The sequence below is a fragment of the Pseudonocardia sp. genome (assembly GCF_050250275.1).
Lineage (GTDB): Bacteria > Actinomycetota > Actinomycetes > Mycobacteriales > Pseudonocardiaceae > Pseudonocardia.
Window position 1 is genome coordinate 16,970 of record NZ_JBFWOY010000045.1, and the last position, 19,760, is coordinate 36,729.

Consider the following 19,760-nt stretch of genomic DNA (forward strand, 5'->3'; position numbering starts at 1 on the left):
CAACGCGCGGGAGCCCGCACAGCATCCCGTGGATCCGCGGAGCTGTCCCATTCTCCTCGTCCGGGTGTCGGCGTGGGCGGCGGGTACCGGCGGTTGCGTACCGGGCCGGTGCATCTCACATCGTGAGGCGGCCCGCATCCGGGCGCCGTCCGGGGCCGGCCGGGCGCACCATGGGAGCAGTCATGAGCATGCGTGGTTTCCGCCCGTGGGTGGTCTGGTCCGTCGGTCTGTTCGCCTACCTCGTCGGCGTCATGAACCGGACGACGTTCGGCGTCGCCGGTCTCGACGCCGCCGACCGCTTCGACGCCGCGCCCGCGCTGCTGTCGGGCTTCCTCGTCCTGCAGCTGCTGGTCTACGCGATGCTCCAGATCCCCACCGGCATCCTGCTCGACCGCTTCGGCGCCCGCGCGCTCGTCGTCGCCGGTGCGCTGATCATGGCGGCGGGGCAGCTGCTCCTCGCGCTGGCCGAGACGCTGCCGCTCGCGATCGCGGCGCGCGTCCTCGTCGGCGCGGGCGACGCGCTGACGTTCATCAGCGTCCTGTCCGTCGTGAGCGCGTGGTTCCCGGCGCGCAGGGTGCCGGTCCTCACGCAGCTGACCGGTCTCCTCGGCCAGGGTGGCCAGATCCTCTCGGCCGTGCCGTTCGCCGCGCTGCTGCACCAGGGCGGCTGGGCGCCGGCGTTCGTCTCCGCCGCCGGGTTGGGTGTCGCCGCGGCGATCGCCGTGGCCGCCGTGCTGCGCAACCGGCCTGCCGGTGCGCCCGTCCCGGTGTCGGCGACGTCGTGGCGGGCGGTCTCGGACTCGCTCAGGGCGTCGTGGGCCGAGCCCGGCACCCGGCTGGGGCTGTGGACCCACACCGGCACCCAGTTCGCCGGCACGGTGTTCGCGCTGATGTGGGGCGTGCCGTACCTCGTCGTCGGCCAGGGCATGTCGCCCGCGGCGGCGGGCGGGATCCTGACGCTGCTCGTGCTGGTCGGGGTCGTCGCCGGGCCGCTGTTCGGCGAGTTCGCCGCCCGCCACCCCGCGCGGCGGTCGTGGCTGGTCATCGGGGTGATCCTGGCGACGGCCGTCACGTGGACCGCGGTGCTGCTCACGCCGGCCCCGGCGCCGCGCTGGCTGGTCGTCGCGCTCGTCGTGGTCCTGGCGGCGGGCGGCCCGGCGTCGATGATCGGGTTCGACTACGCCCGCACCTTCAACCCCGGGCACCGGCAGGGGACCGCCGTCGGCATCGTCAACATCGGCGGGTTCACCGCGTCGCTGCTGGTGACCCTGGGGGTGGGGGCGGTGCTCGGCCTGGCCGGCGGCTACACCCCGGACTCGTTCCGCGCGGCGTGGACGGTCCAGTACGCCGTGTGGGGGATCGCCCTGGCCGGGGTGATCATCGCCCGCAGGCGGGCCCGGCGGAAGCTCGCCGACGAGGGGTTCCCGGTGCGTCCGCTGCGCGAGGTGTTCGCGGAGCGCCGGCGTGAGACCGTCGGAAGTTGAACGGTCAACTCCGGGACGCGTAGCCTGCGGAAGTGACGTCTGTGGACTTCTTCTTCGACCCCGGCTGCCCCTTCACGTGGCGGACCTCCCGCTGGATCACCGAGGTGGCCGACGCGGGTGCCGCGACGGTGACGTGGCGGCTGATGAGCCTGTCGATCCTCAACGAGGACAAGGACATCCCCGAGGAGTTCCGGCCGCTGATGGCCCAGGGTGTGCGGGTCCTGCGCGTGCTCGCGGCGGTCGAGGACAACGATGCCCGCGGCCGGCTGTTCACCGCGCTCGGCGTCCGCCGCCACGACAACGGCGAGGACTGGGACGACACCCTGCTCGCCGCCGCGATCGCCGACGCCGGCCTGCCGGCCACGCTGCTCGACGCCGCCGACGACACCGGGCTCGACGTGGTGATCAAGGCGTCCCACGAGGAGTCGCAGACCGCGGTCGGCCAGGAGGCGGGCAGCCCCGTCCTGCGCCTGGGCGCCAAGGCCTGGTTCGGGCCCGTCGTCGTGCCGGTGCCCACCGGTGACGAGGCGATGCGGCTCTTCGACGCCGTGAAGCTGCTGGCCGAGGTGCCGTCGTTCAGCGAGCTCAAGGGCAGCCGCAACCCGTTCTGAGCCGGTCAGGCCACGTGCACCCGCACGTGGCCGAGCACCGAGTGCCCGCCGAGGTGCACGGTGGGGGAGTCGGGCCGCGGCAGCACCCCGCGGGCACTGCGGCGTTCGACGAGCGACCGCTTGCCCAGCACCGCGGTCCCGTGGTCGACGATCCGCGTCCCGGGCGACACGTGCACCTCGACCTTGCCCAGCAACGAGTTCGCCACGACCTCGACGACCGCGCCCGCGGGCAGGTCGCGCAGGTCGAGGACCACGGCACCCAGCACGGCCTCGGCCTCCACGCGCCCCGACGAGACGTCGGGCCGGCGGGCGATCTTGCCGAGGAGCACGTGAAGCGGCTCGGCCGTCGACGTCATCGGTGACGTCGACCGCGGGTCGGCCGCGGCGGCCCGGACCGTGACGGGTGTGCCGGCGGCGGCACCGCCCGGCAGGTCGGCGAGCGAGGGCGCGAGCTGCGACGCGGTCCGGGCGGAATAGACCGCCGCGAGCCGTTCGTCGTGTTCGGTCCAGGTCAGACGGCCCTCGCCGACCGCTCGGTGCAGGACGGCGGCCGCCCGCTCGCGGTCGGTGTCGGAGATGCGGAGCTCCACGTCGGACATGCCGCGGAGTGTATGGCGTCACGATGACGTCATCAAGATGTCACAGGGTTCCGGGTTGACGCCCGTGCCGCCCCGGACCGGCGTCGAGACGGCGTCGACGGCAGGCACGGGACCCGAAAGACGGGGCCGGGCGGCACCGGGCCGCGGCGGCTCAGAGCGGGAACGGGTGCCGCAGGACGCCGTCGGCCACACCCCGCCCGGACAGGAGCCGGACCAGCTCGACGGCGTCGAGGTGCAGGGCGGTCGCGGTCCCGCGGCGCAACCGCCCACCCGCCGGCCCGCCGAGCACCAGGTCGAACGGCTCGTCATGGGTGGTCGCCCACTCCGCGACGATGTCGGCGACGATGCGGCCGTCGTGCTCCGGGGTGAGGGTGGGGGCGATCCCGGCGGCCCGGCCGACGTCGACACGGTGCATCCAGATGTCGCGGGTGTACAGGCGGTCGGCACCGTAGGCGAGGTCGCGCCTGCCGATGGGCTGCGGGAACGGGACCGGGATCACCCGCAGCGCCCCGGGCAGCCGCGCCCGGACCCGCGCCGCGCGCGGGCCGGCGGTGGCGAACCGCTCCACCAGCTGCGCGACGGGCACGTCCCGGCGGTCGCGGACCTGCACCTCGTTGAGGGCGTCGACGAACGCGAGCATGCCGCCGTGGGGCCGGGCCGCCCAGGTCCCGCGCAGCTGCCGCGCCAACTCCCGGGGCGAGACGAACCCTTCCGCCGCACCGAGGACGTGCGCGACGACGTCGCGGACGGTCCAGCGCGTGCAGTCGGTGGGCCGGTCCCAGGCGTCGGCGGGCAACGCCCGCAGCAGCGCGGTGAAGCGGTCGTTCTCGGTCGTCGCGACCGGCACCGCCTCGGCCCGGCCGATCGCCGGCACGGTGGCGACGTCGACGGCGTCCACGATGTCCATCCCCGCCGCCGTCACACCGTCGCCGCGGTGGCGTCGAGCCGTGCCGCGTAGCCCTCGGCCAGCGCCCGCAGGGTCGCGGCGCAGTCCCCGGTCGCCGACGGACCGTGCATCAGCGCGAGGGTCCGGGGCGCGAGGTCGGCCAGGCCCCGGATCGTCGGTGCGGTCTGCGCGGTGAGCCCGGTGGCGTGGAAGACGTCCTCGGCCGCGAACGCCGCCGACACCAGGTCGGCGTCGTGCACCAGCGGTGGCGCCTCGCCGATCTGGGTCAGCAGGTCCCCGCAGAGCAGCGTGCCGGTCGTCTCGTCGTGCAGCAGCTGCGCCTCCCAGCCGTGGGGGACGTGCGGGGTGGGGACGTGGCGCAGCCGGTGCCCGCCGATGTCGAGGACCTCGCCGTCGGCGAGCGGGCGGGGCGGGCGGTCGGCGAGGTCGTCGAGGGACACCATGCAGCCCAGCGCGCCGTGGGCGACCTGGGCGTGCGGTGCGGCGGCCAGCCACAGGTTCATGGCGCCGCACTCGTCGGACTCGACGTGACCGAAGGCGAGCCAGCGCAGGTCCTCGACGGGCCGGACCTTCGCGACGGCCGCCGACACCAGCGGGAACAGCCGGCGCGGGCCGCAGTGGAACAGCAGCGGCTCCTCGGCGTCGAGGAGGAACTGGTTCATCGTGAAGCCTGCGCCGGCGACGTCGGGCAGCAGCGTCGAGAGCCGGTAGACGCCCTCGGCGATCTCGTGGACGGTGGTCTCCATACCCGACGAGGCTGCCCCCACCGGGGCGACGGCGGAACGGGTGGCAGGTACCCGGTCAACGGCCGGCCCCTACCCGGTTTGGCGCAGGAGGTCGGCGAGCTCGGCGCGCGAACGCCGCCCGGTGCGGGCGAGCAGCCGCGACGCGTGGTGCTCCACGGTGCGTGGCGACAGCACGAGCCGGTCGGCGATCTCGCGGGTGGTCAGGCCGTCGGCGATGAGGACGAGCACCTCGAACTCCCGGCCGGTGACGCCCATCCCACGCAGCTGCGTCGGCACGTCGGGGTCACCGGCCCGGCGACGGGGGACCGGGGCGCCGGCGCGGCGCAGCAACCTGCGGCACTCCTGGGCGAGCCCCTCCTGCGCGACGGCGACGAAATGGGCCTCGCTCTCCCGCAGCCACGTCACCGGCTCGCCCCAGCCGTCGCGTACCGCCGCCTCGGCGACGAGCAGCATCACCTGGATCGCCCAGTCCTGCACCCCGAGCTGCGCGAGTTTCCCGCGGGCGCGCGCGACCGCCTGCGCGGCCAGCGCCGCCCGGCCGCACCGGCCGTGCGCGACGGCCTGCGAGAGCAGCACGGGCGCGTCGAAACCGTTGCGCGCCATCATGCTGTCCGCGATCTCGGCCCGCGCGGCCGCGCCGAGGTCGTCGTCGTCGATCGCGCAGAGCACCGCCCACTCGAACTGGCCCGGGTAGACCGACCCGGTCCGCGGCGCGACCCGGGTGTGGACCATCGACCGGTCGAGGGCGGCGCGCTGGGCCGCGCGGTCGCCCCGGACCTGCGCCAGGCGCGCCCGGACCCGGCCCCACGCGTCGGCGAGGATTCGCGGGTCGCCGGGCGCGGCGTCCTGCGCGCGGGCCAGGGCGGCCTCGGTGGCGGCGACGTCGCCGGTGAGGGCGTGCCCACCCGCGAGCCACAGCAGCGCGACCGGAAGGCTGGCCAGCCCGTAGCGCCGGCTCGCCTCGACGCAGCGGGTCGCGGCGTCGAGGCAGGTCGCGGCGTCGAAGGCCGAGAGCGCGCGATCGGCCCGCACGAGGTCCATCTGGGCGACGGTGACCAGCGCCCCGGCGTCGACCGCGAGGCGGCGCACCTGCGCGACCCGCCGCCTCCCCTCGGGCCCCCACGTGGTCAGCGCCGTCTCGTGCAGCGCGCGGATCCGCCAGTGCGCCATCGCGTGCCGCTCGGCGGTCGCGGCGATGCGGTCGAACGCGCCGGTGCGTTCGGCCGGCGTCGACCCGGTGCGGCCCAGCACCTCCAACGCCTCGCACTCCACCTCGGGTGCTCCCGCGCGCACCGCGACCGCCACCGCGCGGTCAGCGAGCGCCCGGGCGCCGACGGTGTCGTCGCCCGCCAGGGCGATGTGCGCGTCGACGGCGTCGAGCCGAGCCGCGACCGCGTCGTCGTCCGGTGCCCGGGCGGCCGTCGCGCGGGCCGCCGCGAGGAGCGCGGCCGCGTCGGCGGCGCCTGCGGCGATCGCCGCCCGGGTCATGACCAGCAGCAGGTCGCAGGCGCGCGCGGGATCGTCATCGAGCAGCGGCAGGGCCCGCGCGGCCGCCTCCCGCGCCTCGACGGGCCTGCCGGCCTCGGCGAGGGTCCGCGCGAGCGACTCGTCGGCATCGGCCGCAACCGGTGAGCCCGGCGGCACCAGCGCACGGGCCCGGCGGGCCGCCGCCTCCGCGGTGCCCAGCGCCCCGCGCCGGTGTGCGCGCCGGGCACTCTCGACGGCGAGCGCCGCGGCCCGGCCGGGCAGGCCCGCGGTCTCGGCGAGCGACCCGGCCAGCTCGCACCACTGCGCGGGCAGGCCCGGATGGCCGCGCTCCACGGCGACCAGAGCCCGGCCGGCCATCGCGGCCCGCTCGGGCGGCAGCAGCTCGGCCAGCACCGCCTCGCGGGACAGGGCGTGCCGGAAGCGGAAGCGGGTCCCGTCGACGGCGACCAGCTGCTGGGCGACGGCGGCCCGCAGCACCTCGACGGCGACGGCCCCGTCGACCGCCGCGACACCGGGCAGCAGCTCCCACTCGAAACGCCGGCCGAGCGTCGCCGCCGCCCCGAGGACGTCGATCCCCCTGGCCGGCAGCTGCTCCAGCCGGGACCGGACGGACTCGGCGAGGCTGCGCGGCACCTGCGGGGTGAGCGGGCCGGTGACGCGCCAGCCGCCTGCCCCGGCACGGACGAGGGCGCCGCCGCTGACCAGCCCGGCGAGCAGCTCCTCGACCATGAACGGCAGCCCGTCGCAGTGCCCGGCGACGAACGCGCCCAGCGCCGGGTCCGGGTCGTCGGTGCGCAGGCAGGCGGCCACCATGCTCGTGCACGCGTCCGGACCGAGCGGGCCCAGGCCCAGCACGGCGCCGCGGGGCAGCCGGTCGAGCAGCGCGGTCCGGACGGGCCCCGGGCCGGGCCGGGTGCTCGCGACGCACAGCACCGGCTCGTCGCCGAGGGTGTCGGCCAGGTAGGCGGCGACCGCGAGGGTCTCGGCGTCGGCCCAGTGCAGGTCCTCCAGCAGCAGCAGACAGCCCCGGTCGCGCCCGTGATGGCGCAGCAGCCGCACGACGGCCTCGGCCACGAGCAGGGGGGACTCGGCCGCGGTCGGCGGTGCCGCCGCGGCGTCCGGGGCGAGCCGGGCCAGCGCGCCGCCGAAACCGACGAGGTCGGGCACGTCGGCGGTCCGCAGCCGTCGCCCCGCGACCAGCACCGCCTCCGACAGCGGCCGGAACGGCAGCGGCGACCCACCCGGGACGGCCCGGCCGGTCAGCACGGGCACCGCGCGCGCCGCCGCCACGTCGGCGACGTGGCGCAGCAGCCGCGACTTCCCCGCCCCCGCCTCACCCTCCACGACGAGGAGGCGACCCGCCCCGGCGCACGCGGCGTCGAGGTGGGCCACGAGCGTCGCGGCCTCGCCGTCGCGGCCGACGAGCACCGGGCACAGGAGGTCGGCCGCGTCCGCGCTCACGCGGCGATTGTGGCCCCGGTCACCCCCATGCGGAACCGCCGGACCGCGACAGGGCGGCCCGGCGGTTCGGCGACGCTCAGCCGATCACGACATTCGTCGCGAACAGGCCCGTCGGGTCCGCGCGGCCGCGGATCGTGAGCAGCCGCGCGCGGTCCGCCTCGTCCCACAGGTCGCCGACGCGGTCCGGTCCGGCCTGACCGAGCAGGTTGACCAGGCCCCGGCAGGCCCACGGCCGGACCGACCCGACGACCCGGGCCGCCGCGGCCGCCACCAGCTCGATGGGCGGTCCCACCGGCACCCCGACGGTGAACAGCGAGAACGCGGCGTCGCGGCCGGCGACCGCGTTGGGCACCGCCGGCGCACGGCCGATGGCGCCACCGAGCAGGCGCAGCTCGACCATCGCCAGCGGACAGTCCGCGGCCGGGCCCGCGGTGGCGAGGACGGCGTCGACGGCCTCGGCCGGCAGCGCCGACAGCGCGCCACCGCGATCCCACATCGGCATCGGGGTCGTCGGGTCCATGTGGACGGCGTCGATCGCGGGATAGGGCATGTCGGCGATCGCATCGAGCACCACGGTGCCCGCGGCCCGCATCGGCGCGAGCAGCGCCTCGCCGGACGCGGCGTCGCCGAGGTGGGTGAAGCGCACGGCGACGACGAAACGACCGCGGATCGGCTCGGGCAGCGCCGGGTCCGGCGGGGTGCGCAGCAGCGCCACCGACGTCGTCGTCTCCTCGGGCAGCGTCGGGGCCCAGGCGCGCCAGGCGTGCAGGACGGCGTGCGCGTCGTCGGCTCCGAAGACGAGCGCGCCGCCGAAGAACCGCGAGACGGGGACGAGGTCGAACTCGATGTCGGTGACGATCCCGAAGTTGCCCTTGCCGCCGCGGACCGCCCAGAACAGGTCCGGCTCCGACGCCGGGGTGACGTCGCGGACGGCGCCGTCGGCGGTGACGAGGGTGAACCGGCGGACGTGGTCGGCGGCGAAGCCGTAGCGGCGCGCCAGCGGGCCCAGGCCACCACCGGTCGTGTAGCCGACGACGCCGACGTCCGACGAGGACCCGTTCAGCGGCGCGAGCCCGTGCGGGGCGGCGGCGTCGATCACCGCGCGCCAGCGCACCCCGGCACCGACGCGGGCGACGCGGGCGACCGGGTCGATGTGTACCTCGGTCATCCGCCGCGTCGAGACGAGGACGGTGCCGAAGAGGTCGCAGGTCAGGCCGTGCCCGGTGGCCTGTACGGCGACCCGACGGCCCGTCGCCGCGGCGTGCGCGACGGCGGCGGCGACGTCGTCGGCGCACGTCGCCCCCACGACGACGGCCGGTCCGGGACGGTAGGTGAGGTTGAACCCGCCCGTCTCCTCGGCGTAGCCGTCGTCGCCCGGGAACAGGACGGGGCCGGCGATGCGGGACAGGCTGTCGTGCTGGTCGATCATGGCGGTCATCGGTGTCTCCCCCTGTGAGCGGGGCCGCGGCGGCGGCCCTGGTGTCCTGGAGAAGGCTGCCGCCGGGCGGGGGTCCGCGACGACGGCGCCACCGTGAGTCCGGGGGTGTGGACACCACCCCCGTCGGCGACCCGGTTTCCACCCGCCGACGCCGTAGGGTCGGGGCATGGCCGGGTCCGGGACGTCGGTGGAGGCGCGCGCCGCCGCGCTGGAGGAGATTCTCGTCGAGAAGGGGTACGTCGACCCCGCCGCGCTCGACGCGATCATCGCGACGTACGAGCGTGACGTCGGGCCGCGCAACGGCGCCCGGGTCGTCGCGCGGGCCTGGACCGACCCCGCGTACCGGGCGCGGCTGCTCACCGACGCCACCCCGGCCATCGCCGAGCTCGGGTTCGGCGGCCGGCAGGGCGAGCACATGGTGGCCCTGGAGAACACCCCCGACGAGCACCACGTCGTCGTCTGCACGCTGTGTTCGTGCTACCCGTGGCCGGTGCTGGGCCTGCCGCCGACCTGGTACAAGTCCGCCGCCTACCGGTCCCGCGTCGTCATCGACCCGCGCGGGGTCCTGGCCGACTTCGGGGTGACGCTGCCGGCGACGACCCGGATCGCCGTCCACGACTCGACCGCCGAGGTGCGCTACCTCGTCGTCCCGATGCGCCCGCCCGGCACCGACGACCTCGACGAGGCGGCGCTGGCCGACCTCGTCACCCGCGACGCCATGATCGGCACCGGGCTCGCCCGCACCCCCGGCGCCGCGACGTGAACGGCGCCGCCGACCTCGGGGGGATGATGGGCTTCGGCCCGGTCGTCCCCGAACCCGAGGGCGAGCTGTTCCACGCCGACTGGGAACGCCGCGTCCTCGCGCTCACCCTCGCCGCCGGCGCCACGGGCCGCTGGACGATCGACGAGAGCCGCCACGTCCGCGAGTCCCTCCCGCCCGCCGAGTACCTGACGTCGAGCTACTACGCGATCTGGCTGCGCGGACTCGAGAACCTGCTCGTCGCGCACGGCCTGGTGACGCGCGACGAGCTGGCCGCGGGCCGGGCGACCGGCCCGGGGGAGCCCACCCGGGTGCTGCGGGCCGCCGACGTCGCCGCGGCCCTCGCCGTCGGCACCCCGTACACCCGCGATACGGCGACGCCCGCGCGGTTCACCGTCGGTGACCGGGTCAGGACCCGCACCATGCACCCCCGCGGGCACACGAGGCTGCCCCGCTACGCGCGCGGGCACCTCGCCACCGTGGTGGCCGTCCATGGCGCGCACGTCCTGCCCGACCGCAACGCCCACGGCGCCGGCGAGGCCCCCGAACCGCTCTACACGGTGCGGTTCGACGCCCGTGAGCTGTGGGGCGAGGACGCCGACCCGGCCTCGACCGTCGACATCGACGTCTGGGAGTCCTACCTCGAACCGTGACCGGCCGGGCGGGCGGGCGCGGGAACTACCGCGGCGGCCCGTTCGTCGGACAGGATGGACGGTGGAGGAGGGGTTCGCACATGCTGCTGAAAATCCTGGGGGTCGCGCTCGCGATCTGGATCGTCATCTCGGTGCTCGGGGCCGTGTTCAAGTTCCTGGGTGCCGCGCTGGTGATCGGCGCCGTGCTGTTCGTCGGCGCCGCCGCCTACACGGCGATCAAGAACAAGAACAACAAGGCGCTGCCGCGCTGACCGGGCCCCCGTAGCGGGGTCCGCACGAGCGTATCCGACGAGGCTCCCGGTCGTGGGTTTCCACGACCGGGAGCCTCGTCGTGTCCGGCGGCGGGCCGGTGATCCGACAAGAAGAGACTCTTGCGCGTCAAACCATAATGAATATAGTCAATCGCCGAGCGGGGCCGCGAGGAGCGGTGACGCACCGAGGCGAGGAGGCGCGGATGCCACGGCCGCATCGCTGGTTGCCAGGGACGGTTGCCGTTATCGGCGTGTTGGCCGTGCTGGAGATCGCCTCCAGGACCGGGTTGCTGCCGATCCGCTGGTTCCCTCCGATGAGCGACGTCCTGGTGCGTCTCGTCGGGCAGCTGGGCGACGGACGGTTCTGGACGGACCTGGCCCAGACCCTGCAGGGCTGGGCGATCGGGCTGCTCATCGCAATCCTTGTCTCGGTGCCCGTGGGGTTGGCGATCGGTTCCAGCTGGTGGCTCTACCGCGCGCTGCGCCCTGTCGTCGAGTTCCTGCGCCCCGTGCCGTCGGTGGCACTGATCCCGCTGGCGATCCTGGTCTACGGGTCCGGGATCGAGACGAAGGTCTTCCTCGTCGCGTTCGCCTCGCTGTGGCCATTGCTGCTGCAGATGATCTACGGTGCCCGCGACGTCGACCCCGTCGCACTCGACACCGCCCGGTCCTACCGGCTCCGCCGCGGCGACACCGTCGCCCGCGTCCTGATCCCTAGCGTCCTGCCTTACCTGGCCACCGGCGTGCGCATCTCGTCGTCGGTCGCGCTCGTGCTGGCGGTGACCGCGGAGCTCGTCGTCGGGTCGCCGGGCATCGGGCGCGCCATCACCGAGGCCCAGAACGGCGGCGACGTCGAGCTCATGTACGCGCTCATCGCCGTCACCGGCCTGCTCGGCTGGGGCCTCAACGCGGTGCTGCGCCGCATCGAACGACCGCTTCTGCACTGGCACGCCTCCCACCGGCTCGAGGAGGTCGCGTGAACCGCCGGAGGATCGGGCTGATCCTGGAGATCGCCGTCCCGCTGTTGATCGTCGCCGCACTGATCGCATGGTCGGCCGGCAGCACCTCGTTCTACTTCCCGCCGGTCACCGACATGCTCGTCACCTTCCGCGAGACGTGGCTGTTCGACCGGTTCGGCTCCGACGTCCTGCCGAGCCTCTACCGGCTCGCCGCCGGGTACGCGATCGCGACCGTCGTCGGGGTCGCGGCCGGTGTCGTCATCGGATCGGTGCCGCTCGCGGCGCGGGCCGCGGAACCCGTCGTGGAGTTCCTGCGCGCGATCCCGCCGCCCGCGCTCATCCCGTTCGGGATCCTGGTCCTCGGCATCGGCGACACCATGAAGATCTTCGTGATCGCCGTGGTGTGCCTGTGGCCCGTGCTGCTCAACACCGTCGACGGCATCCGTGGCCTCGACCCGACGCTGACGGCGACAGCGCGGATCTACGGCATCACCGGCTGGGACAGGCTGACGCGTGTCGTCCTGCCCGGGACCGGGCCGCAGATCGTCGCCGGTATGCGCACCAGCCTGTCGCTCGCGCTGATCATGACGGTGGTGTCGGAGCTGGTGGCCAGCACGAACGGCGTCGGCTACTTCGTCCTGCAGTCCCAGCGCGACTTCGCGATCCCGCAGATGTGGTCGGGGATCATCCTGCTCGGCGTCCTCGGCTACCTGCTCAACGCGGCACTCGGACTCGTCGAGCGCCGCGTCCTCGCCTGGCACCGGCACGCGACGGAGCGTGCCCGATGAACACCCGGGCCGACGACACCCACCGGCCCACGGCCACCGACGGGAAGAAGGACACCGTGCTCGAGGTGTGCGGTCTGCAGAAGACCTACGGCAGTGGCGCGCGGGCCACGGTCGCGATCGGCGACGTCAGCTTCGACGTCGCCAAGGAGGAGTTCGTCTGCGTCGTGGGCCCCTCGGGGTGCGGGAAGACCACACTGCTCAAGTGCATGTCCGGGCTGATGACGCCGACCGCGGGGGAGGTGCGGCTCGCCGGAACCCCGGTCACCGGGCCGCCCGAACAGCTGGCGCTCGTCTTCCAGGACTACAGCCGCTCGCTCATGCCCTGGCTGACGGTGCGCGGCAACATCGCGCTGCCGCTGCGCCGGCGCAAGCTGCCCGCCGCCGAACGCGACGAACGCATCCGCGACGCCGTCGACTCGGTGGGGCTCACCGGCTTCACCGACCACTACCCCTTCCAGCTCTCCGGCGGCATGCAGCAGCGTGTCGCCATCGCCCGGGCCCTGGCCTACCAGCCCGACATCCTGCTGATGGACGAGCCGTTCGCCTCCGTCGACGCCCAGACCCGCGCCGACCTCGAGGACGTCATGCTCGCCGTCCGGCGCCGCTACGGCGTCACCATCCTGTTCGTCACCCACGACATCGACGAGGCCGTCTACCTCGCCGACCGGGTCGTCGTCCTGACACAGCGCCCGACGACGGTCCACGAGGTCGTCACTGTCGACCTGCCCCCGGACCGCGACCAGGTCACGACGAAGGAGACCCCCGCGTTCGCCCACCTGCGCGCGCACATCTACCGGGCCATCCGCCGCCCGGCGGCCTGAGAACGAGGAGACGACACGACCATGGCCGAGATCACCGCCGCGCTGGCGGCCAGCCACGCACCCGGCCTGACCGGCTGGTTCTCGAAGGCATCCGAGGAGGACCAGCGGACCGTCCGGCGTGCCTACGACGGGATCCGTGAGGCGCTCGTCGCCGCCCGGCCCGACGTGGTCCTCGTCGTCGGCAACGACCACGTCGCCAATGCCCGCCTGCACGACTACCCGGACTTCACCTTCGGCCTCGCCGAGCGCCACCGCGGCCCGGACGAGTGGTTCAAGCCGTGGCTGCGCGTCCCGGACTACGACCTGCCCGGCGCGCCCGACGTCGCAACGCGGCTGCTGGAGTCGTTGGGGCACACCGGCAGGAGCCTGCGCGGGGCCACCGCGAACCTGCGCTTCGACGACAACCTGTCGGTTCCGGCGACGCTCACCGGGCTCGCCGACCTCGGCGTCGCCGTCGTCCCGGTGCTGCAGAACTGCACCGTCCCGCCCATCCCGGACCAGGACGACTGCTACGCGTTCGGACGCGCGCTGGGCGACGCCATCCGCGACGACCTGCCCGCGGGGCTGCGGGTCGCGCTGCTCGGCTCCGGCGGGCTCAGCCACGAGCCGGGTGGCCCGCGCTACCTGGAGATCGACGAGAAGTTCGACCGCTGGTGGCTGGACCTGCTCGTCGAGGGCGACCACGACAGGGTGCTCGCCGAGGCGACGCTGGAGCGCATGGAGGAGGCCGGCTCCGGCGGCACCGCCGAGCTGCTCAGCTGGGTCGTCGTCATGGGCGCGATCGGGCCCCGGCCGTGCGAGTCGCTCGGCTACGTGGCCTTCGACCAATGGCGGTGCGGGGTCGGCGCGGTCCGCTGGGACCTCGACGACGCCCGCGAGACCGCCACGACGGGAACGGTGTGACGATGCCGCTGGAGAGCTTCGACCCGCTGCTGCGGGCCAACGACTTCGTGCAGGACCTCAAATGGGACGAGGACCTCCGCGCCCGGTTCGTCGCCGACGAGGACGCGGTGCTGGCAGGCTACGACATGAGCGACGCCGAGCGCGCCGCGATCCGCGGACGCGACTTCCGGGCCCTGCACGAGATGGGGCTGCACCCCTACCTGCTCTCGCAACTGGCCCGCCTCGTCTTCGGTACCGGTGAGAACGCCGGGTCGTCCACGCCCGCGACCGCGCTGCTGCGCTCCCTGCTCGGCGACGACTACGACCGGTACGTGGCCTCCCGTGGCTGACGCGACCCGTCCGCACCACGTCGTCGACGTGCACGCCCATGTCCTGCCGATGCCGCTGCTGAGCGGACTCGCCGAGCGTGGGCTCGCCGACCTCGACGGCGTCGCGCAGGAGTGGGTCTCGCTCGACCCGCGGGTCTGCGGCCTCGCGGACGGCGCGCGCATCCCGCTGCCCGCGCAGCAGTACGACCTCGCCGCGCGGCTCGCCGACATGGACCGGTCCGGGGTGTCCCACCAGGCCGTGTCGGCGCCGCCGTTCGTCTTCGCGTCCGAGAGCCGTGACGACCGGCTCACCTCCGACGTCGTCGCCCGGTCCAACGACGCGGTCGCCGAGTTCGTGGCCGGGTCCGGGGGCAGGCTCACCGGCCTGGGCACGGTCCCGGTCGGTCTACCCACGGCCGTCGACGAGCTCCGGAGGTGCCTCGACGAGCTGGGCATGCACGGCGTCACCATCGGTACCTTCGGCGGCGGCCGCGAGCTCGACGACCCCGTCAACGAACCGCTGTGGGCGGAGCTCGCGCGTCGTGGCACCTTCGTCCTCCTGCACCCCAGCACCGTGTCCGCGGTCGACCGGCTGACCTCCTACCACCTCGTCCAGCTGCTCGGGTATCCGGCGGAGACGGCGCTGGCGACGGCCCGCCTCGTGCTCGGCGGCGTGCTCGACCGCCACGACCTGGTGCTGTGCCTCGCCCACGGCGGCGGCTGCTTCCCCGGGGTCGGACCGCGGCTCGACCTCGGCTGGCACCGCAAGGACGTCACGCGTGTCTCGGACGCGCCCCCCACCCGCTACCTGCGCCGGCTCCACTACGACACCGCCGTGTTCGACCCGGTACTGCTGCGCCGCCTCGTCGACGACATGGGCGCCGAGCGGGTGCTGCTGGGCACCGACACCCCGTTCGACCTCGCGGACCGCGACCCCGTCGCAACGGTCACGGGCCTCGGGCTGGACGCCGCGGAGACCGCCGCGGTGCTCGGCGAGAATGCGCTGCGGCTGCTGGGCCTGCGCCTGCCGGCGCCGGTGTCCGCGACGAACGAAGGAGAGCCCTGGTGAGCACGGGGGAGACGGCGCGGACGTCGCGCGCCGAGCACATCGCGTCGGCCATCGAACGCCGCATCGCCGACGAACAGCTCGCCTCCGGGCACCGGCTGGGCACCAAACAGACGTTGTGCCAGGAGTACGACGCCGCGCCCGCCACGCTGACCGAGGCGATCCGGCTGCTCAGCGCGCGCGGCACCGTCACGATGCGGCCGGGCCCCAACGGCGGGGTGTTCGTCGCGTCCCCGACGGCCCTGGTCCGGCTGGGCCGCAAGATGCTGGAGCTCTCGGGCGACTCGGTGACGGTCGCCGACTGCCTGACCGTCCGCGACCAGCTCGACCCGCTGGTGATCCTGGAGGCGACCCGCTACCGGAACTCGCGCGACGTCGAGGAGCTCCGGGAGCTGGCCCGCGCGATGGCCGCCGAGGACCTGGCGTGGGGGAAGTACCTGCGGATCAACTGGGCGCTGCACCGGCGGATGGTCGAGATCACGCCCAACCAGGTGCTGCGCCACACCTACCTGTCGATGTTGGAGTACGTCGAGAGCAGGCTGCAGGGCGTCACGCCCATCGAGCCGGGTCCCGAGGTGTCGACGCGGCTGGGTGCGCAGGTCCACGTCGAGCTCGTCGATGCCATCGCGAGCGAGGACCTCGGCCGGGCGACGGCGGCGGCGGCGGCGCACACGCAGCTCACCGCCAACCGCGGAGCGACATCGTGACCGGCGGGGACGTGACCGGTGGGGACGTGACCGCGCTCGTGGTCATCGACGTGCAGAACGACTATTGCCATCCCGACGGGGTGTTCGCCGGCGCCGGGCTGCGCGTCGCCGACCTCGACGGGCTGGTCGAACGCATCACCGCGCTCGTCGCCGCCGCCCGGGCGGGTGGGCGGCCCGTCGTGTGGGTGCGGATGGAGTGGGACGACGACGCCCAGGTCGGCCTCCTGGCCGAACGCAGCCCGTTCCTCGCCGCGACGGGGCTGCGCTCCGGGACCTGGGGCGCGGAGCTCGTGGCAGGCCTCGAGCCGCGTCCGGGCGACACCGTGGTGCGCAAGCGCCGCTTCAGCGCCTTCCACGACACCACGCTCGACGAGGTCCTCGCCGGGCTCGGCGCCACGACGATCGTCGTCGCCGGGGTCCGCACCGACTTCTGCGTCGAGTCGACCGTGCGGGACGCGTTCTTCCGCGACCTGCGCGTCGTCGTCGCCTCCGACGCCGTCGCCGGCTACGTCGACGACCTGCACAGCAACAGCCTGCGACTGATGGGCACCGTGTTCGCCGAGGTCGCGCCCACCGACGTCGTGGTCCGCACCCTCGCCCCGGAGCTCCCGGTCCACTGACCCCCTGCGCACGGAAGGAACACGGATGGACACCTACGACATCGGCGTCGTCGGCGGCGGAGTGATGGGCCTGTCGGTCCTGCGTGAGGCCGTTGCGGCCGGACGCAGCGCGGTCCTGTTCGAACGCGACCACATCGGTCACCCGCTGGGCTCCAGCCACGGCCCGGCCCGCGCGTTCGCCACCCCGCACCTGATGCCCGAGCTGGTCGAACCGGCCGGTCGCGCCGGCGCGCTCTGGCGTGAGCTCGCCGCCCACGACCCGGAGCTCTACTGGGCGCAGGGCGCGATGCTGCGCACCGCCCGCCCCGAGCCGGTCGCCGCCGCGCTGGCCGCGGCCGGGATCGAGCACGAGGTCCTCGACCCCGCCACGGTCGAGGCGCGGTGGCCCGGCCTGACCCTCGGACCGGGCGCGCCCGTCGTGCACACCCCCGACGGCGGCACCCTGCGCGCCGACCGCGTGCTCACGCTGCTGCGGCGCCTCGCCGAGGATGGCGGCGGCGTCGTCCACGAGGGCGCCGCCGTGCACGGCCTCGCGCGCGACGGCGACGGGGTCGTACTCGAGACCGCGACCGGCGCCGCCCGGGTGCGGCACGCCGTCGTCGCCGCGGCATCGTGGACGCCCGCGCTGGTCTCACCGCTGGGCATCCACGTCGACGCCCGCGCGACGCGGCAGACGGTCGTCTACGTCGACGACCCCGGCGCCCGCACGCTGCCCGCTCTGTTCGAGGAGGGCGACCCGTCCAAGTACTGGGTGTCCAGCGGCGACACCACTGTCCGCCTCGGCATGGACGACCACCGCGCACCCGCCCCGGAGCCGGGCACCCGCGGCGAGCCGGACCCGCGGACCGTCGAGGTGCTGATGGAACACGTCCGGGCCCGGCTCCCGCACGCCTCGTCGGCCCCCGTCGGCCTCGACACGTGCCTGTTCACCCACACCGACGGCCGGTTCGTCGTCGAGCGGTCCGGGCCGGTCACGGCGGTGGTGGCCTGCGAGGGGCGCGGGTTCAAGTTCTCCCCGCTGTTCGCCCGCGAGCTGGTTGCCGACGCGATCGGGGTTCGGTCGTGATCGTCGAGACCCTCGCGCCCGGCGTCCACGCGATCGACGCCCCCTTCGAGGACGTGCCACTGCAGATCTACGTCGTCGAGGGCACCCGGCTCACCGTGATCGACCCGGGCGTGCCCGAGACCGCCGCCGGCAGGCTCGTGGAAGGCCTGCGGGAGCTCGGCCACCGGCTCGCCGACGTCGAGCTGCTGGTCAACACCCACGGCCACCACGACCACCGGGGCGGCAACGGCGTCGTCGCCGAGCACAACCCGGGCGTCGCGATCGCCGCGCACCCCGCCGACGTCGCCTGGATCACCGACACCGAGCGCTACGTCGCCGAGGAGTACCTGCGCTTCCGGCCCGCCTGGGAACCGCCGGCCGAGGCCGTCGACCGCATCCGGCGGCTGTGCGGTGCCGACCTCCCGGTCACCGTGGAGCTCGCCCACGGCGACGAGATCGACCTCGGTGGCGGCCACGTCCTGTCGGTCGAGCACATCCCGGCGCACACCGATGGCTCGGTCGCGCTGCTGCACCGGGCAGCGAAGGTGTTGTTCACCGGGGACGCGTTGCAGGCCAGGGGTACCCCCCTGCAGCGACGGGCCGACTTCTTCCCCAACTATCGCCATGTCGAGGAGTACCGCCGCTCGCTGGACTTCTTCGCCGGGTGCGGCGCGGAGATCGTCGGGACCGCTCACACCGGGGTGTGCACCGCGCACCGCGCGGCGCAGCTGGTCGCCGAGTCCCGCCGGTTCGCCGACGAGTACGCCGTCGTCATCGAGGCCGCGCTCGCGAAGGCCGGGTCGGCGACGGTGGCCGAGCTGTCCCGGGCCACCCGGGAGCACTACCCGCGCTACGACGACGGCAGCCCGCTGCTCAACACGATGTGCGCCTACCTCACCGAGCTGTGCGCGGCTGGCGCCGCGCGCCTGGACGGTGACCGGTTGATCTGGCTCGGCACCGGGTCCTGACCGCCACGGTGGTCCCTCGAACGGCGCCCGTACCCGCGGGCCCCTGCAGGGCACTTCTCGAACACGGCTCTTCGCACAGTACCCACACCCTCATGCACGCCGACCGAAGGACGGACCCATGCGATTCCCCCCACGGGCGGCCGCGCTGGTCGCTCTCGCCGCCCTCACCACCACCATCGCCGCCTGCGGTTCCGGATCGGGCTCCGGTTCGAGTACTGGTGAGACCACGAAGCTGACCGTTGGGATCGTCGGTCTGACCACCGACGCACCGCTCTACCTCGCCAACCAGAAGGGCTGGTTCGCCGAGCAGGGCCTGACCGTCGACATCAGCACCGGCGGCGGGGCGGCCGCGATCATTCCGTCGCTGGTCAACGGCGAGCGGCAGATCGGCACCGGAAACCTGATCTCGGTGCTCAAGGCCAACACCCAGGGCCTGCCGCTGCAGGCCATCGCCGGCCAGAACAACGCCGCGAGCAGCATCGACGACAAGGCCCACATCACGTCCGCGGTGATAGTTCCCGCGGACAGCCCGATCCGCACCGAGGCAGACCTCAAGGGCAGCACGATCGCGGTAAACACCCTCAACGGCCTCGGCGACCTCACCATCAAGGCCACTCTGGAACGTGACGGCATCGACCCGTCGGGGCTGAAGTTCGTCGAGATGCAGTTCCCCGACATGGCGGCGGCAGCGTTGGCGGGGCGGATCGACGCGGCGTGGCTGGTCGAGCCGTACATGACCGCGGGCCTCGACGCCGGCTTGCGACCGGTGCTCTACAACTTCGAGGGACCCGCGCTGGACTTCCCGATCGGCGTGTACTTCGCGACCCGCCAGTTCGTGTCCGCGAATCCCGAGACAGTCCGCAAGTTCAAGACCGTCATTGACCGGGCCACCGAATATGCGAAGGCCAACCCGGACGAGACCCGCGCAGTTGTCGCGTCGTACACGAAGATCCCGCCTGCCACCCTGCAGAAGATGGCACTGCCCAACTACTCAGCGACCCTCGACAAGGACAAGGTCGCGCTGCTCGGGCAGCTGATGGTGCGCTACGGCGTCGTCGAGAAGACCCCGGACCTCGACGGGACGATGGGACCGGTCTACCAGCAGTGACCCCCGGGACGTCGCACGGCGGTGCTCCAGACCCGATCGCCCCGTCGCGGGGTTCCGTGGCCGGGCGGC

At 74.3% G+C, this 19,760-nt stretch carries 21 protein-coding genes; 16 read left to right on the forward strand and 5 right to left on the reverse strand.

Annotation, left to right across the window (positions count from 1 at the left end):
* Positions 1-182 precede the first annotated feature (182 nt).
* Positions 183-1,484: an MFS transporter gene (locus tag AB7F12_RS28965; RefSeq protein ID WP_428516485.1), complete on the forward strand. Its 1,302-nt coding sequence runs from the start codon at positions 183-185 to the stop codon at positions 1,482-1,484.
* A gap of 32 nt (positions 1,485-1,516) precedes the next feature.
* Complete coding sequence (locus AB7F12_RS28970) at positions 1,517-2,095, forward strand: disulfide bond formation protein DsbA (protein WP_428498572.1); 579 nt, start codon at positions 1,517-1,519, stop codon at positions 2,093-2,095.
* Positions 2,096-2,100: 5 nt separating this feature from the next.
* Here the strand turns inward: AB7F12_RS28970 and AB7F12_RS28975 are convergent, their stop codons facing one another.
* From AB7F12_RS28975 to AB7F12_RS28995, 5 genes are all read right to left on the reverse strand, one after another.
* Positions 2,101-2,694: a DUF1707 SHOCT-like domain-containing protein gene (locus tag AB7F12_RS28975; RefSeq protein WP_428498571.1), complete on the reverse strand. Its 594-nt coding sequence runs from the start codon at positions 2,692-2,694 to the stop codon at positions 2,101-2,103.
* Between the two features lie 151 nt (positions 2,695-2,845).
* A complete protein-coding gene (locus tag AB7F12_RS28980) occupies positions 2,846-3,601 on the reverse strand; it encodes a maleylpyruvate isomerase family mycothiol-dependent enzyme (RefSeq protein ID WP_428498570.1) in 756 nt (251 codons plus the stop codon).
* A gap of 11 nt (positions 3,602-3,612) precedes the next feature.
* Complete coding sequence (locus AB7F12_RS28985) at positions 3,613-4,347, reverse strand: hypothetical protein (RefSeq protein WP_428498569.1); 735 nt, start codon at positions 4,345-4,347, stop codon at positions 3,613-3,615.
* A gap of 69 nt (positions 4,348-4,416) precedes the next feature.
* Positions 4,417-7,296, reverse strand: coding sequence for an ATP-binding protein (locus tag AB7F12_RS28990; protein ID WP_428498568.1), 2,880 nt, complete (start codon positions 7,294-7,296; stop codon positions 4,417-4,419).
* A 76-nt stretch (positions 7,297-7,372) separates the two neighbouring features.
* Positions 7,373-8,734, reverse strand: coding sequence for an FAD-binding oxidoreductase (locus AB7F12_RS28995; RefSeq protein ID WP_428498567.1), 1,362 nt, complete (start codon positions 8,732-8,734; stop codon positions 7,373-7,375).
* 166 nt (positions 8,735-8,900) lie between these two features.
* Here AB7F12_RS28995 and nthA point away from each other — a divergent pair, with 166 nt between their 5' ends.
* From nthA to AB7F12_RS29065, 14 genes are all read left to right on the forward strand, one after another.
* On the forward strand, positions 8,901-9,497 hold the full coding sequence (nthA, locus tag AB7F12_RS29000; protein WP_428498566.1) for a nitrile hydratase subunit alpha: 597 nt from the start codon (positions 8,901-8,903) through the stop codon (positions 9,495-9,497).
* Positions 9,494-10,147 (forward strand): nitrile hydratase subunit beta, encoded by a 654-nt coding sequence (gene nthB / locus AB7F12_RS29005; protein ID WP_428498565.1) that lies wholly within the window; start codon positions 9,494-9,496, stop codon positions 10,145-10,147. The genes nthA and nthB overlap by 4 nt, the downstream gene beginning before the upstream one ends.
* Positions 10,148-10,227: 80 nt before the next feature.
* Entirely contained in the window at positions 10,228-10,398 is a 171-nt protein-coding gene (locus tag AB7F12_RS29010) for a hypothetical protein (RefSeq protein WP_428498564.1), read from the forward strand.
* 251 nt (positions 10,399-10,649) lie between these two features.
* Positions 10,650-11,378, forward strand: coding sequence for an ABC transporter permease (locus tag AB7F12_RS29015; RefSeq protein ID WP_428498563.1), 729 nt, complete (start codon positions 10,650-10,652; stop codon positions 11,376-11,378).
* Positions 11,375-12,145: an ABC transporter permease gene (locus tag AB7F12_RS29020; RefSeq protein ID WP_428498562.1), complete on the forward strand. Its 771-nt coding sequence runs from the start codon at positions 11,375-11,377 to the stop codon at positions 12,143-12,145. The genes AB7F12_RS29015 and AB7F12_RS29020 overlap by 4 nt, the downstream gene beginning before the upstream one ends.
* Positions 12,142-12,966, forward strand: a complete 825-nt coding sequence (locus AB7F12_RS29025) for an ABC transporter ATP-binding protein (RefSeq protein WP_428498561.1) — start codon at positions 12,142-12,144, stop codon at positions 12,964-12,966. Before AB7F12_RS29020 ends, AB7F12_RS29025 begins: the two co-directional genes overlap by 4 nt.
* A 21-nt stretch (positions 12,967-12,987) precedes the next feature.
* Positions 12,988-13,869, forward strand: coding sequence for a hypothetical protein (locus AB7F12_RS29030; RefSeq protein WP_428498560.1), 882 nt, complete (start codon positions 12,988-12,990; stop codon positions 13,867-13,869).
* Positions 13,870-13,871: 2 nt separating this feature from the next.
* Positions 13,872-14,198, forward strand: coding sequence for a hypothetical protein (locus AB7F12_RS29035; RefSeq protein ID WP_428498559.1), 327 nt, complete (start codon positions 13,872-13,874; stop codon positions 14,196-14,198).
* The gene (locus AB7F12_RS29040) at positions 14,191-15,246 is read left to right on the forward strand and encodes an amidohydrolase family protein (protein ID WP_428498558.1); all 1,056 of its coding nucleotides are present in this window, start codon (positions 14,191-14,193) and stop codon (positions 15,244-15,246) included. The genes AB7F12_RS29035 and AB7F12_RS29040 overlap by 8 nt, the downstream gene beginning before the upstream one ends.
* Positions 15,243-15,950, forward strand: coding sequence for a FadR/GntR family transcriptional regulator (locus AB7F12_RS29045; RefSeq protein ID WP_428498557.1), 708 nt, complete (start codon positions 15,243-15,245; stop codon positions 15,948-15,950). Before AB7F12_RS29040 ends, AB7F12_RS29045 begins: the two co-directional genes overlap by 4 nt.
* Complete coding sequence (locus AB7F12_RS29050; protein WP_428498556.1) at positions 15,947-16,570, forward strand: cysteine hydrolase family protein; 624 nt, start codon at positions 15,947-15,949, stop codon at positions 16,568-16,570. The genes AB7F12_RS29045 and AB7F12_RS29050 overlap by 4 nt, the downstream gene beginning before the upstream one ends.
* A 25-nt stretch (positions 16,571-16,595) precedes the next feature.
* Positions 16,596-17,636, forward strand: a complete 1,041-nt coding sequence (locus AB7F12_RS29055; RefSeq protein ID WP_428498555.1) for an NAD(P)/FAD-dependent oxidoreductase — start codon at positions 16,596-16,598, stop codon at positions 17,634-17,636.
* Positions 17,633-18,583 carry an MBL fold metallo-hydrolase gene (locus tag AB7F12_RS29060; protein WP_428498554.1) on the forward strand — a complete coding sequence of 317 codons (951 nt, stop codon included), beginning with the start codon at positions 17,633-17,635 and terminating at the stop codon, positions 18,581-18,583. Before AB7F12_RS29055 ends, AB7F12_RS29060 begins: the two co-directional genes overlap by 4 nt.
* Before the next feature lie 118 nt (positions 18,584-18,701).
* Positions 18,702-19,691 carry an ABC transporter substrate-binding protein gene (locus tag AB7F12_RS29065; protein ID WP_428498553.1) on the forward strand — a complete coding sequence of 330 codons (990 nt, stop codon included), beginning with the start codon at positions 18,702-18,704 and terminating at the stop codon, positions 19,689-19,691.
* Positions 19,692-19,760: the final 69 nt, after the last annotated feature.